This is a genomic window from Paenibacillus sp. VTT E-133280, from assembly GCF_002264385.1.
GTDB classification, from domain to species: domain Bacteria; phylum Bacillota; class Bacilli; order Paenibacillales; family Paenibacillaceae; genus Paenibacillus_AQ; species Paenibacillus_AQ nitricinens.
Genome location: NZ_NFUX01000007.1, coordinates 101,316 through 117,971, shown reverse-complemented (window position 1 = coordinate 117,971; position 16,656 = coordinate 101,316). Strand labels below are relative to the sequence as shown.

The 16,656-nt window shown below is 52.4% G+C and carries 10 protein-coding genes; all 10 read left to right on the top strand.

Translation table 11 applies throughout. The annotated features are described in order from the left end of the window. The first annotated feature begins 40 nt into the window (after positions 1-40). Complete coding sequence (locus CA600_RS05375) at positions 41-520, top strand: ABC transporter permease (RefSeq protein WP_094869241.1); 480 nt, start codon at positions 41-43, stop codon at positions 518-520. Positions 521-587: 67 nt separating this feature from the next. Beyond that, complete coding sequence (locus CA600_RS05370; RefSeq protein ID WP_094869240.1) at positions 588-980, top strand: hypothetical protein; 393 nt, start codon at positions 588-590, stop codon at positions 978-980. After that, the gene (locus CA600_RS05365; RefSeq protein ID WP_094869239.1) at positions 977-1,525 is read left to right on the top strand and encodes a hypothetical protein; all 549 of its coding nucleotides are present in this window, start codon (positions 977-979) and stop codon (positions 1,523-1,525) included. Before CA600_RS05370 ends, CA600_RS05365 begins: the two co-directional genes overlap by 4 nt. Next, a complete protein-coding gene (locus CA600_RS05360) occupies positions 1,512-2,495 on the top strand; it encodes a hypothetical protein (protein WP_094869238.1) in 984 nt (327 codons plus the stop codon). The genes CA600_RS05365 and CA600_RS05360 overlap by 14 nt, the downstream gene beginning before the upstream one ends. A gap of 50 nt (positions 2,496-2,545) precedes the next feature. Beyond that, positions 2,546-3,490 carry a DUF916 domain-containing protein gene (locus CA600_RS05355; RefSeq protein ID WP_094869237.1) on the top strand — a complete coding sequence of 315 codons (945 nt, stop codon included), beginning with the start codon at positions 2,546-2,548 and terminating at the stop codon, positions 3,488-3,490. 112 nt (positions 3,491-3,602) lie between these two features. Continuing rightward, positions 3,603-4,715, top strand: a complete 1,113-nt coding sequence (locus tag CA600_RS05350) for a copper amine oxidase N-terminal domain-containing protein (RefSeq protein WP_094869236.1) — start codon at positions 3,603-3,605, stop codon at positions 4,713-4,715. Then, positions 4,716-8,540, top strand: a complete 3,825-nt coding sequence (locus tag CA600_RS05345; protein WP_256989741.1) for a DUF5704 domain-containing protein — start codon at positions 4,716-4,718, stop codon at positions 8,538-8,540. A gap of 30 nt (positions 8,541-8,570) precedes the next feature. Further along, complete coding sequence (locus tag CA600_RS05340; RefSeq protein WP_094869235.1) at positions 8,571-9,056, top strand: hypothetical protein; 486 nt, start codon at positions 8,571-8,573, stop codon at positions 9,054-9,056. 14 nt (positions 9,057-9,070) lie between these two features. Continuing rightward, a complete protein-coding gene (locus CA600_RS05335; protein ID WP_094869234.1) occupies positions 9,071-9,337 on the top strand; it encodes a helix-turn-helix domain-containing protein in 267 nt (88 codons plus the stop codon). 13 nt (positions 9,338-9,350) lie between these two features. Continuing rightward, a complete protein-coding gene (locus CA600_RS32080; RefSeq protein WP_441339149.1) occupies positions 9,351-16,592 on the top strand; it encodes a helicase-related protein in 7,242 nt (2,413 codons plus the stop codon). The last annotated feature ends 64 nt before the right edge of the window (positions 16,593-16,656 follow it).

Here is a 16,656-nt window from a genome sequence, read left to right as displayed (position 1 = left end):
AGGCGTTTTTTATTTTCTATTTCAAAGGAGAGAATCAAACATGTCCAATGCACAAAAGGCGCTGGTAATGGCCGCAGGTATCTTCCTTGCCGTTGCACTGATTACACTGGCTGTCGTGTTGTTTATTACAGCCCAGGACTCGACCAAGGCGGCGCAAAGCAATTTCAGCAATATTCAAACGGAGCTTTCGCAAACGGCGTTTACAGTGTATGACAATACGACGCTTTCGGGAAGCCAAGTCGTCAACGCGCTGCGCAAGTTCCGCGATCAGGATCAATTCGGAATTCAAATTGTCACTGGCAAAAATCCAATCGGCCAATGGTACGGCAAGATTATCAATACTGGCGTTCCACTGGATAGCGTCACCTACGGCATGGTCGAAGGAGTCGCCCCCGGCCAGATCAGCCAAACTGTAGACGAGGCAGACATTAACTATGTGAATCCGAGCGGTAAATTTCGCGCTAATCTGGTGCTGGACAGCAGCAATGTCATTCGCGGCATCGTCTTCCGGCAGCAATAAGGCCGGATGAAGTTACGAAAGCGTCTAGCCTAAGCTGGGCGCTTTCGTCATGAAGGAGGTGTAGCGCATGGACTATGCGCCAAGAACAATGCTGGAGATGAGTGCAGCCTTGCTCATTTTTCTCATGGCCGCAGGCAGCGGTCTGGTGCTGTTTCAGACTGGCTCCTCACTTAATTCGCTCGCCTATGTGACCGGCCAATCGCAGGATCGCAACGTGCAACAAACTTATTTGCCACTCTCGGGAGACGGTGCGGTATCTGGCGCGGAAGTATTTCAAACGATTGCCCGACTGGAAGATGGCGATGCGAAAATCGTCGTTGACGGCGTTCGCTTCACGCCTTCGCTGGAACGGGAGCAGCTCACATCGGCAGGCATTCGACTACAAGGGCGTTATCTTCCCGCTTATGAACGGGATACTTCCGGCCACTTGCAGCGGCTGATACTCAGGAGTCTGCCATGAACAGTTTTATCAAAATTTTTGCCGTCCTTATCGCTGTCCTGCTGCTCTATCTCTACCCGCTCTCTGCCGCCTTTGACCAGCAGGACGATATTTCGGAACTGGTCGCCTTGCGCGCGACAACAATCTTCGTCGATGCGGTTCGGGATAAGGGTGGCATCTCGCCAACGATGTACAACGATTTCGTGACCGTGCTTGCAGCGACTGGCAATACCTTCGAGATCCAGATGGAGCATGACAGCAAGAAGTACGTGCCGATTTACGACGATCCGACACGACCTGAAACCTTTAAGGGCGGCTACGAGGTACAGTACGATGCGTTTTTCAATGCGCAGATCCTGCCGATCTTGTTCCCCGACAATCTGGCAACCAAGGATGACCCGAGTCGTCGCTACCTCATGCGCGCAGGAGACAGCTTCTCGGTGATCGTGCGTAATACGAACCGGACGGCTGGCACGTTGTTCTTCGATTTTCTGAACAATACGATCAGCCCGAATGAAAAAATCGTGATTCCGTATGGCGGGGTGGTGCGCAATGAAATGGATTGAATGGGCTATTGTCGGTGCATTGATCTTTTTACCCTTTGCAACGGTAAATCGGAATGAGACGGATATGTTGCGGCGGACGCTGCTGTCGGAGTTGCAATATGACGCTGCGCTGGATGCGGCGGTAGACGATGCTGCAAGACTGCTCGTCGTTAACGCAAGTCAGCAGCAGGAAGCGCAATATGGTTCCGCAAAGCGTGTCGCGTTGAATAAGGAAGAAGCGATCGCGACGTTCTACCGGACGCTGGACGCAGGCTTCGGCATTGCGGATGATCTGGTGACGCAAGGGGCATTGCATCGCTACATTCCCGCTGTCGTGATCGTCGGGTACGACGGCTTTTACGTCTATGCCGAGCAAGAATGGGCGGGAGCGGACGGGAAAGCCGTTATGAAACCAGCATGGGGGACAAAGAAGCCGTATGCGTATTCCGATTCGGCGGGAAACAGCCTGTCCTTTACGCTTGACCAGCAGGTGCTGGCCTATGATGCGGCCAGCCGAAGCTGGCATGAAGGCTTACGACAGGACATCCGGCAGCAAACGACGATTCCGCTTTTGCAGGATGCTGCGCTGTTCGAGCAGGTACGCCGAAGCACGATTGTCCGGGCGATCCAGGATGAGTTGGCCTACCAGATCAATCGATATAACGAAGAGGTCTCTCGAAACGGCATATCCTACACGTTCACCTTTCCTCTGATCTCCAACGAGGACTGGAACAATACGGTGGATGATGTCGGCGTTTTGGCCTTTGTACAGGGTATCCCGATGGGAACGAAGGTGTACAACAGCTATGCGCTTGGCGGGAGCCGCTTCGTGAAGCGTCCCACAATCATTGGGGCGAGGAAAGGCAGTATGAAGGTGTATTACCGCAGTTCCTGCGGCTACACCTATCCAGCCGAAGAAACGTTTGCCAGCGAGCAATCCGCCGCGCGCAAAGGATATATGCCGCTGCCATGTCCCGGTTCTGCCTTCTAGCCGGGACATGGCGATGACAAGCAAAGTAGAAGCAAAGGAGTTTAGCGATTATGTGGTTCCGACTATTGCTGGCGGCAACCGCTTTTTGGATTGCTGCCGGATTTACAAACCCTTCGGACGGGCAGCAATTGGTCATCAGCGGGAATAGCGGCCGGACCCATTCGGAGTTGGGCGCTTATGTCGAGAACATTGTCCCCGGCGATAAACGAGCGTGCACGGTTCATGTCACGAACCCGACGGATAAGGAAATAACAGCCTTGCTCTACGCGGCAGATGCCATGCCTGCGCTAGGCGGCAGCACGGATTTCGATTTCACCTTGCCGGGCGACCCAGATACCGGTTCGGCTGCGTGGTACACAACGCCGGATCAGAGGTTTACCCTGAAGGCTGGCGAGACGCAAAGCTTTACTATGGACATGCAGATACCTGAAAGTGTGAAGCCGGGTCAGTACGTGTCCGTCATCGGCGTCTACGACGATCATCAAAGAGAGAGGGAATCGGCAGATCGTAAAATCGGGCTGCGGGTCGTACTCAACTACAAGCTGGACGAAGCGAAGCATCCTGAAGCTATTCCGCATGCAGCCGTATATACGCTGGAGAACGGAAAGGCGAGCCTAACGATTTTGCTGGTTAATGAAGGCGGCAGTTTGTCCGAACCGGGGCTAACGGTGCGGATCAAAAGGCAGGACGATCCCGGCGAGCTTCTGTTTGAACGGGAATCAACCGTTAGCTCCATATACGCTGGCACGGTCGGACAATACTGGGCAGAGTTAGTCGGGCCGCTTTCTCCCGGTTCTTACGTGGCGGAGGTCAAGACCACGCTGGACGATCGTATAGAGCAGAAAGAATTAGCTTTTGAGGTAGACAGCGAGAACGGTTCCCCGCTTCATGAAGATTTCTTTGGCTTGCGCCCATCCTACATCTGCGGGGGCTTGCTACTGATTTTTGTCATCATCGTTGTTGTTCTGAGAAAAAGGGCATTACGCAAGAAGTAAGAGCGATCCTGTTTCCTGCGGAGGACAGTGGACAGGCAACAGAAACGGCACTATGATATAGGCAACAGCAGATTTTTCCAGTCCCACATATTTTCTCAAGGGAGTGAGGCATTTGAAAAGAAGGTTCGTATCCCTCCTCATTGTGGCACTATTCGGAAGTTTATTCGGTTTGACGGCAAGCGCGGCCAGCATACAGCCAACCTTTGTCAGCGTCGTCATGGACGGCAAAAAAATCTGGTTTCCCGACGCGCAGGCGTTTATTGATGGGAACGGACGGACGCTCGTCCCGGTGCGCTTTGTCGCCGAATCGCTCGGAGCCAAAGTCGGCTGGGAATCGAAAACACAGACGGTTCCGATTTCCCGTGGTGAGCAGTCGATCAAGCTAACGATAAACGAGCCTGTTGTACAAGTAGATGGTAAATCGGTCACTTTGGATACGAAAGCCATTCTCAGCGGTGGCCGGACATTCGTACCGCTTCGTTTCGTTAGCGAAGTGCTGGGCGCGACGGTGGATTGGGATAATCCGACAGACACCGTGTTTATCCATACGAGTGAAGATAGCGCGGCGCAATCCGACCAATGGGGCCGCTTGATTCGTACGACCAATCTGCCGAGGAATGCGAGCGATTATCCGTACATTCTTGCAGATGTTCCGAACGAAATGTATGAGATGGACTATCCGCATTCGTATCCCAAGGATAGCAGGGTATCTGCCGCTCTATACTCAACAATTCCTGAGTTCAATAAGCATAATGTAGGCATCTGGATGGGGCGGCTCAAAACATTCGGCGCACTCTGGCTAAACGTTGACTACAATACGATTGACGATGCGTGGGTGCAGGCAGTTTTTGCTACCAAAGTTCAAAGTTCCAATTCGGAATTAAAATATATCCAGCGGTATGTGGAATGGGTCAAAGAGAATAAAATCCAGATTGAAGGCTACCTAGATCCTGAGCCTTCTATGATCTACAAGGATGGGTTTGGAGACAATTTTGTACGTTCCAAGTTCAGGATTAAGTTTGTCTCTTATAAGGAAAGCAAGGACTTGCTCTATGATGAATGGTTCCCCAAAAAACAGGTACTTGAAAAAGGAGTTTGGTACGAAGGGTACACAGACATTGCCCTTTCCACCAACGTAGGCGGAGATTGGGGGAGTACACTCAAAGTGAGTCCAGGAGCAAGTTTATTCTACAATCATGTAATCCGAAAGGCGGTTTCGGAATAGATGACCAAAATCAATATTGTCCGAAAGACGTTGAGCGTGCTGCTGGCATGCTCTTTTTTATTCGGTTTCTTTCCAATTTTAGTGTCCGCATCTGCTCCCGACGTCAAGACTGAATTTGGCTCTATTAAATTCAAGATCACGAGTACAGCAGCAACTTCGTCAATCCGTTATAGGACGGTCGGCTGGACAGTGGGGCGTGACCAACTCTGCACGAGCACATCTCCCAAACAGTGTGGTGATCCGCGTAGCGGCAAGCATGCTTCGTTCTTGGATCAACAAGTGCGTCAAATTGATCAATACCCAAGTCCCCCAATTCCCGGCGAACCAGTCACGACCTTCTACGAAGTCAGTGAAGATGTAGTAACGGACGGCATGTGGCAAGCGGGCATGGGCGACATCAAGGACAACGACGACTTGTACCTGTACGCCATCATGGTGTCCATTGATGGCAATGGGAACGTGCGTAAAGGTCCGTTTTACACGCTAAACGAGATCAAAAACGCGGAACCTTGGGCACACGCGGATGATCTGGATGATTACTTTGGGATTCACGTTCCGTATCGCAGTGCGAATTTTCCCGTCGATGTCGTCGTGAAAACGGTAAGCGGAACGACCATTCAGCAGCCGGATGTCACCTTTCATAAGGGTGACTACAAAGTCGGCGAGACGATCAATCACGAGTTTCCTGCGACGATTGAGGATAACGGGAAAACGTACAGTATCGTCCGCTCCTACTTGTCGCCTAAGAAAGATTTAACGAAAAAGGACTATTTGCAAGAAAATCCTGAGACGAACCCCAAGGTGCAAACGCGGAGCTTCACGGTGGCGCTTGGCGGAACGGACGCGATTGCCGAATACGCCGAACATAATCCGGTGAAGGCGATCTATCAGAAGGAAGACGGCACCAAGCTGAAAGAAGTCGATAAAGGTGAATTTGCTACTGGAGATGAAGCGAATCACACCTTCGAGGCGAGCATCACACAAAACGGACAAACATATGAGATCATCCGCTCCTATATTACGAACAACAGCAAGCCTGACGAGAAGCAGTTCATACAGGAGAAAGGAGACGCGAAGCTGCGCGAGCGCTCCATTCTGGTAGGCTCTGGCGGCTCCAACTTTGTCGGGATTTACAAGGTGCCGTCTCCGGTCACGGTAACGTCCCGTATCAATGGACCGACCCAGGCTACATCTTCACAAACGAGCGTCGATGGAACGTTTAGCTTTGAGGTTAAGTCGCAAAGACCGCTCAAGTCTTACGAGATCACCCGCATCGAAAAAGCGACGTTGGCGACAGCAAGCGATAAAACCGGGACACTCAGCGGCACATCCGCCAGCAAGACGGTACCGATCCGCATTCCGCTATCTGGTTCCAGCGTCACCGTAAAAATAACAGTCGTTGCAACGGATGTGGACGGAAATACGGGCGATTCAACTGCGGATCATACCGTTCGAATTGGCGACGGCGACAATCCTCCGCAGTCGGGCGATGTACGACAGGCCGAAGCGATGGATGCCACGGCAACGGCCGTCATCAAGGCGGATTCGCGCGGCGCAGAACGCTTCGACGTGTTGAAGGGCATCCCTACCTCGGAGAGCCTTTATGTCAATGCAAGCGCCAAAGCGTATCTGTATCGAAATACGTTTACTGAAGTCAATGGAGCAAAAACATATCCGATAACGGTTAGTCGCACATACACGCTGCGATGGACAGAGTATGTTCCTGGCCCGCCGGATAGCGCAGGATTTTCGACCACGATTCCTGTACCTCGATCTGACACACAAACCGTAACTCAGAACTATAGCGTGGAACGGAAATACAACTATTGGCTGGTGGACCATCTGGAAGTGTACGGCTTACAAAAAGCGACGGTTACCAACTATGCGTTGCCTTCCGGTTCAGTGACGCTGCAAGCGAATGGCTACACACCGCCATCTGTTTCCGCTTCACATGATGCAGCCGTCACGTACCATATTACCGACCCGGTATATCGCAACGTTGTGCTTTCCGGTCAAACGGTGAATGGTGGTTCGAGTCGCCCCTCCGTTCCGACGGAGAACTGGACATCGGAAGCCGAAAAAGCAATCGGCAAAATCAAGGTGAAAAATGATACGGTCGTGTTTAATGGGCAAACGATCATGGACAATCGCGTTGTCGAGGAAACGGCACCCGCGCCCGGGGCCATTCCTGCTTCTCCCATGATCGGGCAGAATGTATTGTACGGTTCGGGTTTTGTCATTGACCCGAGCAAGATGAATAAGCCAAGCCAGCCAAGCGCAGGCACGATTGATTACACGCTGGTTAAGGGCATCGGCGGTGGTTCGAACCAGAGCTTCCCGATCAGTGGCATCAATCCGGTAACGGTGCATACGCCTGTCGTCAATCTGGCGACTGTATCCGACGATCAGGCGCACAATCAGAAAACGGTGCCGACAGCAGGACGTTCGGCGCTGATTCTGGATCGCCCTTTCACGGTTACCATTCCAACAAATGGGCCGCACCGGGACATCACCGGCTATGGCAACCGGGACTATGCCAAGTATATACGGGACAAGCAAGTAAGGTTCCCGTTTGATGTATATAAGGCCGATCACGCAACGTTGATTCCAAAGGAAACATGGGTATCCATTCCGGTAGGACAGCTTCAAACGACTTTTTATTTGCCCGTGTGGGTTGATGAAGGGAACTACGACGTGTTGTTCCGCACGTTTGCCGAGAACAGCCCGTCCTCCTTTATGTCGCAACCTAACGCCAACCTGGACTTGGCGAACCATGTAGCGACACAGGCCGTGCCGATCGAGGTGATTGGCCGATTGTTCGACTTCCGGATTACCGATATTGCCGACTTCAATTGGGAAACGGTGTTCCGGACGGCGAAGGGTAGCGCAGTGCCGACCGGAAACAGCTATTGGGTGGGCACCAAAGGGATCGACGGCGCGCTGCGCGGCAATACCGCTCCATTCGTGCTGCCGATCCGACCGGGCAGTCATCCGGAAATCGGTAAGAAAAATATCGTGGTCAAAACGGGCTATCACTTCAAATTTGAAGTCAAAACGATTGGCAATATGTTCGGCGCGGGCGACGGCGTGAAGATTTCGCCGACCTTTTATTTTGTCGACAAGCAAGGCAAGAACCGGCAGCAGGTGGATCTCTACTACCATTCAGGCAACAGGCGGTTTATTCGGATTGGCTCATCAGAGGATACCGAGAAGCGACTCCTCATACTGGATACCCGTCTTCGTAATGTGTCGCAGCAGGAGCTAACGAACACAGCCAGCTCGCTCTGGAAGCTGAACGGCTCCTCAGGCAATCAGGCGTCGTATATTCAGCAAGCTATGAAGGATGCCGAGCAAAAACAGATTTATGTGGGTGGTTACGATGCGATGTTGTTGCCTTCGCAGCTTCGGACGTTTATCAGCAGCATGAAGGTACCGTCCGGTATTGATCCTGCGAGAGCCAATGCCTCGGTGCAGCGCTGGTTTGGCGAATACAGTCTTCCCGCTGCTCCTTATGCCGTACCAGTCGGGACGAATCTAGCCGAGTACGGACGCACCCACCGACTGGACGACAATGCGCCGATCTTCCTGCGGGATGGCTATATTGTGGTCAATTTCAACATCGAAACCATTCGCAACAAGGATATCAGTCATCCGCATCTGCAGTACAAAAATGCGCCGCTGGACAATCAGTGGCAGATGGAGGGCTACCAGCGCAGCTTTGTCGATCCTTACGGGGCGGCGTTCGCTCTGTTGGATGGTGACGTTGTGTTTTATCATGCGGATTTGTCCAGCTACGATGATTTTGGTACGGGTGGTACCCACTAATAACAGCTTACCATCTGGGAGGAAGAGATCATGATTGAGAAGCTGACGATTGCCCCATCTGAGGATGAGGTTTATTTTTATTCCGCCTCCATCGAGAAGGATACAGAGCGCGATTGTATCGGATATGTTCGCGGTGATTTCGGCAAAGCTGGGGAGGCATTCTGGGCGACCTGGTTCGAGCATATCTCATCGTTAAGAACTCCTGACTTTCGGGAGGAGCTTGGAGTGGTCATTCAAGCGTTGTCGGAACAGGGGCTGCTTCAAAACCGTAGTGGCATGCACGATTTTTGTATGAAACATCCAGCAGCTCGTCTCCCAAATGCGCGGCACAGCGATGTCTATGGTTTTTGTTTACAGACAGCAAAACATCGTTACTATTTGCGATGCTTTCCGCATGCCGGCGATTATAACTTTTACTTGTATTGTTATGCCCGTCCTGAAAGCCTGATAGAACAAACTCGAGCGCAACCTTCCATTTCCGCCCCACCCAAGAAAAAGCCGGAGACGGAACGATAGGAGGATATACGTCTATGAATGATCTCGCCCGTTATCGGTTATTGGCCGAGGTATCGATTCCCCCTGCTGCGAAGCTGCTGTACAGCTATTTGCTAGACCGTGCGGGCGGACGAAATGGCACCGTATTGCTTTCGTCCAGACGGCTTGCTGCAGAGGTGGGGCTTTCCTCTTCTGCTGTACGTCGGAACCTGCACCGCTTACAAGAGGACGGATTCATTCGGATTACTGCTCGTTATTCGGAGGAAGGCATTCAATTGACGAACCAAATTACCTTCGTATGAGGAGGTGCAACCGTTGACAGCAAAGCTACAGCGAATGGCAGAGCTTGCCGCTAGTACGGCCCGTGCGGTTTCGAATCACCCCGAACGATGGGCAGATTTTTTACGGGCGGCGGCTTGGAACTACAAGTATCCGTTTCAGGATCAGCTATTGATCTACGCGCAGCGTCCAGATGCGACAGCTTGCGCGGCGATTGAAGTTTGGAACAAGCGATTAGACCGCTGGGTTAAGCGCGGTGCAAAAGGCATCGCGCTCATTGAAGATCGGGGCAGTCAGTTTGGACTGCGTCATGTCTTCGATGTGTCCGATACGCAGAGCCGAACAAGGCAATCCGTTTCCCTATGGCGTATAGAGGAAGCAGATGCGGAGGCTGTCATTGAAACGCTGGAAAATGCGTTTGGCAGTGAATCGGGACAGCGGATGGAATTGGCTGACACGTTGTTGTCCGCTGCCCGTAACGCGGTGGAGGATCATAGCGCCGATTACGTTCGGATGCTACTGAACGACCGAGACAACAGCATACTGGAAGAACTGGATGTGCCGCATGTGGAGCTGCTGTTCAGAGAAGCTGCCCAGCATGCGGTCGCTTTTATGGCGTTGACACGCTGTGGTCTGGATCCGTCTCATTATATCAGCGTTGACGATCTGTCCGGCGTCAGTTACTTCAATACGCTTCCTTCGCTGTCTCATTTGGGCGCGGCGATCAGCGACGTAGCGGAAACGATGCTGCGCGAGATTGAATCCACCGTTCGGGCGAAACACCGTGATGAGCAGAGAACAAGTGAGCGTTCAGAATTTCATACAGTTGCACGTTCAGATACCTTGCCGCACAATGAAGCCAATACAAGCGAAAGGGTGATCGCGCATGGAACTGACCTACACGGAGAGCGGGGAATATCTGCTGCCCGACCTGGAGAAACCCGAAACCATGAGCATCGGGAAATATGGGATGTTGCGCAAGACGTTTCTCAGGGAACAACGGAAGGGAACCTACGCCCATCTGATGCTGTCGGAGCAGTTGACTCCGCATCTGGCGGACATCGACAACGCAGCGAGGGAGCAGATGGACCTGATGATGCAGGAGATGACCCGGCAGAACCCAGCCCCGGACAAGGCGACCGATCCGATGGGCTGGACGGGTCACATGAACAGCCTGAAACAACAGGCGGAGGAACTGATTCTCATGGAACTGATCTATCGTTAATCTGGTATGACCGCTCAACGGAGGACAGGAGTCTTCCGTTTTTTCATGACTCGGCAACGATCAATAATATGCTTCGTGCCGCGCCGCTGTCGGAGAGTAAGGCAGAGATCGAGGCTTTTTTCGAAGGGCAGGCGGAGAATCACGAACGAACCTTATATGTACGCAGCTTGTTTCCTCTAGGCGTAACGGAGTTATCGCTAGAGGAAGGTGTAGAAGCTGGGTTTGAACCGTACCAGAATGTACTACATCTTTGGTCAGGTACGGCGGATGAGCGCACGTCGCAGAGCTTTTACGATTGGGGTGTCATCGTCGGGCATATCGCCAGCATGATTATCCTTAACGAGTTTGATCCGGCTCGAAGGTCGCTGCCCTCCATTCAGCAACAAACCATATGGATGGAACAAGCGGAAAGCGAACGTGCCTCCGCTTTTTCATTGCCACAAGCGGTGATCGATGCCATTCTGCAAGGTGGAAGTGGCATTGAGAACGGTAAGCTTCGCATTGCGCTCTTTATCGAGCAGTCGTTATCTGCGAAAGAAAACGCGGACTTTTTGAAACAGGAGTATGGCACAGGTGGGCGTCTCCCTGCTCTGACCGGCACCGATATTCATGAAAATCACGATAGTAAGGGAATTACGCTGACACGCGGTTCCATTATGAACCCCGATGTTCAGATGGTGTTGCCGTGGATCAAGGTGCAGAAGCGTATTGGCGAGTTGATAGCCGCAGGTCGCTACCTGAACCGTCAGGAAAAAGAACGACTGCCCGCCTATGCGGAGCAGCAGGAGGAGCGGCGCAGACAACGAGAGTCGGAAAGGATGAGGAACAATGAGCCGCTATCCGAAGGGCAGTTGGATGAATCACAGCTAGATGAAGCAGAGCAAACGAAGCCGCTGGATCGGGTACATGCGCACTATGCCTATACCGAAGGTAGTAGAATCTTAATCGGTGCGGATGAACACGAAATTGTGCAATTGGAGTCGCGAAAGGTTGTACTGCAGGACATTCAATTTCCGTTGTTCCTACAGGAAATGAATCGCCGGGATTTTGAACGCATGCTGCGTGAGAATCCGCTGAACGATCATCTGATTTCTGGTCAGCGGGAAATGGTGTCGGAAGAAGCCGAATGGGATACGGAGCCGGTGGACGAACCGGAGCAAGCGGAACGATCAACGGATAAGGGCGAGGTTCCCGCTCTTCCTGCCGCTGTCCCCGAGCTTCGGCGCGACTTGGCTCCGGTTAACAACTATCGCATTTTAGATAACGAATTGGGACATGGCGGTGCGAAAACCAAGTACAAATGGAATGTTGAAGCAATCCGTCTGCTCGGGCAAATCGAGAAGGATAACCGTCAGGCGACAGCGGACGAGCAGAGCGTGTTGGCCCGTTATGTAGGCTGGGGCGGGGTTCCACAGGCGTTTGATGATGCGAATTCGCAATGGGGTGCAGAATATTCGGGGCTGCAAGAGTTGCTGGACCCGGAGGCGTATGCGTCTGCGCGTGCCTCCACATTAAATGCCCATTACACCTCTCCGACTGTCATTAAGGCGATGTACGAATGCCTGGAGGGGATGGGCTTTCGCAGCGGTAATATTTTGGAGCCGTCTTGTGGTATCGGTAATTTCTTCGGGCTCGTGCCGGAAACGTTCCAAGATTCGCGGCTATTTGGCGTGGAGCTAGACAGCATTACGGGGCGTATTGCCAAGCAGCTTTATCCGCAGGCATCGATTGTGGTTAGTGGCTACGAACAGACGAATTTGCCGGACAGCTTTTTCGACCTTGCGGTTGGGAACATCCCGTTCGGCGGCTACGGTGTCGCTGACAAAAAATACGATAAACACAAGTTTCTGATTCACGACTACTTCTTTGCGAAGACGCTGGATAAGGTTCGTCCGGGCGGCATTGTCGCCTTCATCACGTCGAAAGGCACAATGGACAAGCAAAACCCAGCCGTCCGCAAATACATCGCGGAGCGAGCCGCGCTGCTCGGCGCGGTGCGCCTGCCGAGCAATGCGTTTCTCGCGAATGCTGGAACCGAAGTGACTGCTGACATTTTGTTTTTGCAAAAACGGGATCGCATGATGGCGGTAAGCGAGCAATCGGAGGAATGGCTCTCGCTCGGCGTTACGAGTGATGGCGTACCGGTGAATAGCTACTTTGCTGCCCGCCCGGATATGGTGCTTGGCACGATGGCCTTTGACGGCCGGATGTACGGCAATCAGCAGGAGACAACTTGTCGGCCCGATCCCGACGCTTCTTTGGAGGAGCTGCTTGGCGAAGCACTCGCCAATATTCACGCCGAATGGGTGGAGCTGGAACGTGACGATCAGCCTGAGGAGGAGGAACCCTCCTTGCCTGCCGATCCGTCCGTTCGAAATTTTAGCTTTGCGTTGGTCGAAGGACGCGTCTATTTTCGGGAAAACAGCCGAATGCGACCGGTTGAAACCTCGACCACTGCGGCGGGCCGCATCAAGGGCATGATACAGCTTCGAGACACGGTTCGTGAGCTCATTGAATATCAGACCGAGGATTACAGCGACGAGATGATTCAAGAACAGCAACGTAAGCTGAACACGCAATATGAACGATTCACTGCACAATACGGCCTGATTAACAGTCGTGCCAATAGCCTCGCCTTTTCGGATGACAGCTCGTACTTCCTTCTATGTTCACTGGAGGTCATAGATGAGGATGGACGGTTGCTGCGCAAGGCAGATATGTTCACGAAGCGTACCATTCGGCAACGAACCAACATTAACCAGGTGGATACGGCTTCAGAGGCGTTGGCAGTTTCCATAGGTACGAAAGCTCGCGTTGATCTGACATATATGGCAGAGTTGACCGAGCTCACACAGGAACAGCTTGTGCAGGAGCTTCGCGGAGTGATCTTCCCGAATCCTGAAAGTCTGGACGCAGAAGGTCAACCGATTTACGAAACAGCAGATGCGTACCTATCTGGCAATGTCCGTGAAAAGCTGCGCGTTGCCAAACAATTCGTCGCTTATGAAGCTGACCGTTACAGTGAAAACGTCAATGCGCTGGAAAGTGTGCAACCAAAGGATTTGGATGCCTCGGAAATTGATGTTCGGCTAGGCGCAACCTGGCTGCCGCCGGAAGTTATTCGGGCATTCATTTTTGAGCTGGTAGATACTCCGTACATGTACCAGTCCTACATCAACGTGATGTATTCCGGCTACACAGCAGCCTGGAACGTCAAGGGCAAAAGCGATGACCGCAGTAGCAATATCAAGGCCAATGTCACTTTCGGTACGAATCGCATCAATGCGTACAAAATTCTCGAAGACACGCTGAATCTCCGGGATGTGCGGATTTTCGATACGGCCGTTGAGAATGGTGTAGAAAAGCGCGTACTGAACAAGCAGGAAACGGCTATTGCACAGCAAAAGCAGGAAGCTATGAAGGAAGCGTTTCGGGACTGGATATGGCAAGATCCGCAGCGCCGGGAGCAGCTCACGCGATTGTACAATGATCGGTTCAATTCCATCCGTCCTCGCGAATATGATGGAAGTCATATTCGCTTCACCGGGATGAACCCGGAAATTCGGTTGAGGCAGCATCAGGTCAACGCAGTTGCCCGAACACTCTACGGCGGCAATTCCTTGTTCGCCCATTGCGTTGGCGCGGGCAAAACCTTTGCGATGACCGCCGCAGCGATGGAAAGCAAGCATCTAGGCTTATGCAGTAAAAGCATGCTGGTCGTACCCAATCATCTGACCGAGCAATGGGCGGCAGAGTTTTTGCAGCTTTATCCTTCCGCGAATGTGCTGGTCGCGACCAAAAAGGACTTTGAAACAAAGAACCGGAAGACGTTTTGCGCTCGGATCGCTACCGGCGATTACGATGCCATTATTATTGGCCACTCGCAGTTTGAAAAAATTCCGATCTCGACGGAGCGCCAGCGGCAGCAATTGTTCGAGCAAATTGCCGAGATTACAAGCGGTATCCGTGAGCTAAAGGAAGCCAAAGGCGAGCGGTACGCCATCAAGCAGTTGGAAAAAACCAAGAAGACGCTGCAGGTCAAGCTGGAGAAACTGAATGACACGAGCCGTAAGGATGATGTGGTCACCTTTGAGGAACTCGGCATCGATCGCTTGTTCGTTGATGAAGCGGACTCGTATAAAAATCTGTTTCTTTACACGAAAATGCGCAACGTCGCTGGACTGTCGCAGACGGAGGCGCAAAAATCGTCGGACATGTTTGCCAAGTGTCGTTATCTTGACGAATTGACCGAGGGCAGGGGCATTATTTTTGCCACGGGTACGCCGATCTCCAACTCCATCACTGAGATGTATACGATGCAGCGCTACTTGCAATACGAGCGGCTGCGAGGGCAAGGCTTGCAGCATTTTGATGCATGGGCTTCAACATTTGGGGAGACGGTCACGGCGATTGAGCTTGCACCGGAAGGAACGGGCTATCGGGCGAAAACCCGGTTTGCCCGTTTTTACAATTTACCGGAGCTAATGAACGTCTTTAAGGAAGTGGCGGACATTCAGACGGCGGATATGCTTCAACTTCCGGTTCCGAAAGCCCACTTCCACAACGTCGCTGTGCCGCCAAGTGAATTTCAGCGCGAGATGGTTTCTGAACTTGCTCATCGCGCCGAGCAGGTCCGAGCGAAGCAAGTAGAACCGAACGAAGACAACATGCTCAAGATCACCAACGACGGACGGAAGCTGGCCCTCGATCAACGGCTTACAAACGCAATGCTTCCCGATGACGAAGGCAGCAAGGTAAGCGCCTGTGCGGATAACGTCTATCGGCAATGGGCAGACAGCCAGGAGCAGCGACTCTCGCAACTGGTCTTTTGCGATTTATCCATTCCGAAACAGGACGGCTCGTTTAACGTGTACGACGAGCTACGGCGCAAAATGACAGAGAAAGGCGTTCCATCTGAGGAGATCGCCTTCATTCATGAGGCCAACACGGAGGTGAAGAAGAAGGAACTGTTTGCTAAAGTACGATCGGGGCAGATTCGGGTTCTGCTTGGATCGACCTTCAAAATGGGCGCAGGGACGAACGTACAAACGAAGCTGATTGCGCTGCACGACCTGGACTGTCCATGGCGTCCGCGCGACCTCGAGCAGCGTAGTGGACGGATTATCCGCCAAGGCAATCAGAACAGCGAGGTTCACATCTACCGTTATGTAACAGAGAACACGTTCGACGCTTATTTGTATCAGACGCTAGAAAACAAGCAACGGTTCATCTCGCAGATCATGACCAGTAAATCGCCGGTGCGTTCTGCTGAAGATATCGACGAGACGGCACTTTCCTACGCCGAGGTCAAAGCGCTGGCGACCGGCAATCCGTACATCAAGGAAAAGATGGATCTCGACATCCAGGTATCCAAACTAAAGCTACTCAAGGCGAATCATCTAAGCCAGCGTTATGCGTTGGAGGATCGGCTGCTCAAAATGCTGCCGCAACAAATCAAGTCTACGGAGGAACGCATTGCTGGGTATGAGCAGGACGTGGCCTTGTTCATGCGTGCTCAAGCATCGGAAAAGGATAGCAACGACGATTCCCGTTTTCCCGGTATGACCATCAAAGACTACACATACTCGGAGCGTACTGCGGCAGGCACAGCTCTGCTGGAAGCCTGCAAGGGCATGACCTCTCCCGATCCGCAGGAAGCAGGCAGCTACATGGGCTTTTCCTTATGGCTATCTTTTGATAGCTTCATGAAGGAATACAAGGCGACGCTGCGCGGTACATTGGGCCATACGATTACGTTAGGACCGGATGCTGGTGGCAATATGACTCGAATAAACAATACATTATCGGATTTGCCGAATAAGCTCGCTTATTGCCGTGACCAACTCGGAACACTCAAGCAGCAAATGGCAACAGCAAAGGAGCAGATCGAGGCTCCGTTCAAACAGGAACAGGAACTGCAAACCAAGTCTGCGCGGTTAGCGGAACTGAATGCTTTGCTGAACATGGATAAAAGGGAAAACGAAGCGGTGGACAGCGTGTCGGATGAGGAACCTGAAGCACCCGAACGGCGGGTTACGAACCGGGAGCGATAACTGCAATGGAACGTTAAAAAACGAAACGGACTCCGGCTTTTGGGGTCCTTTTCGCATTTCTGGA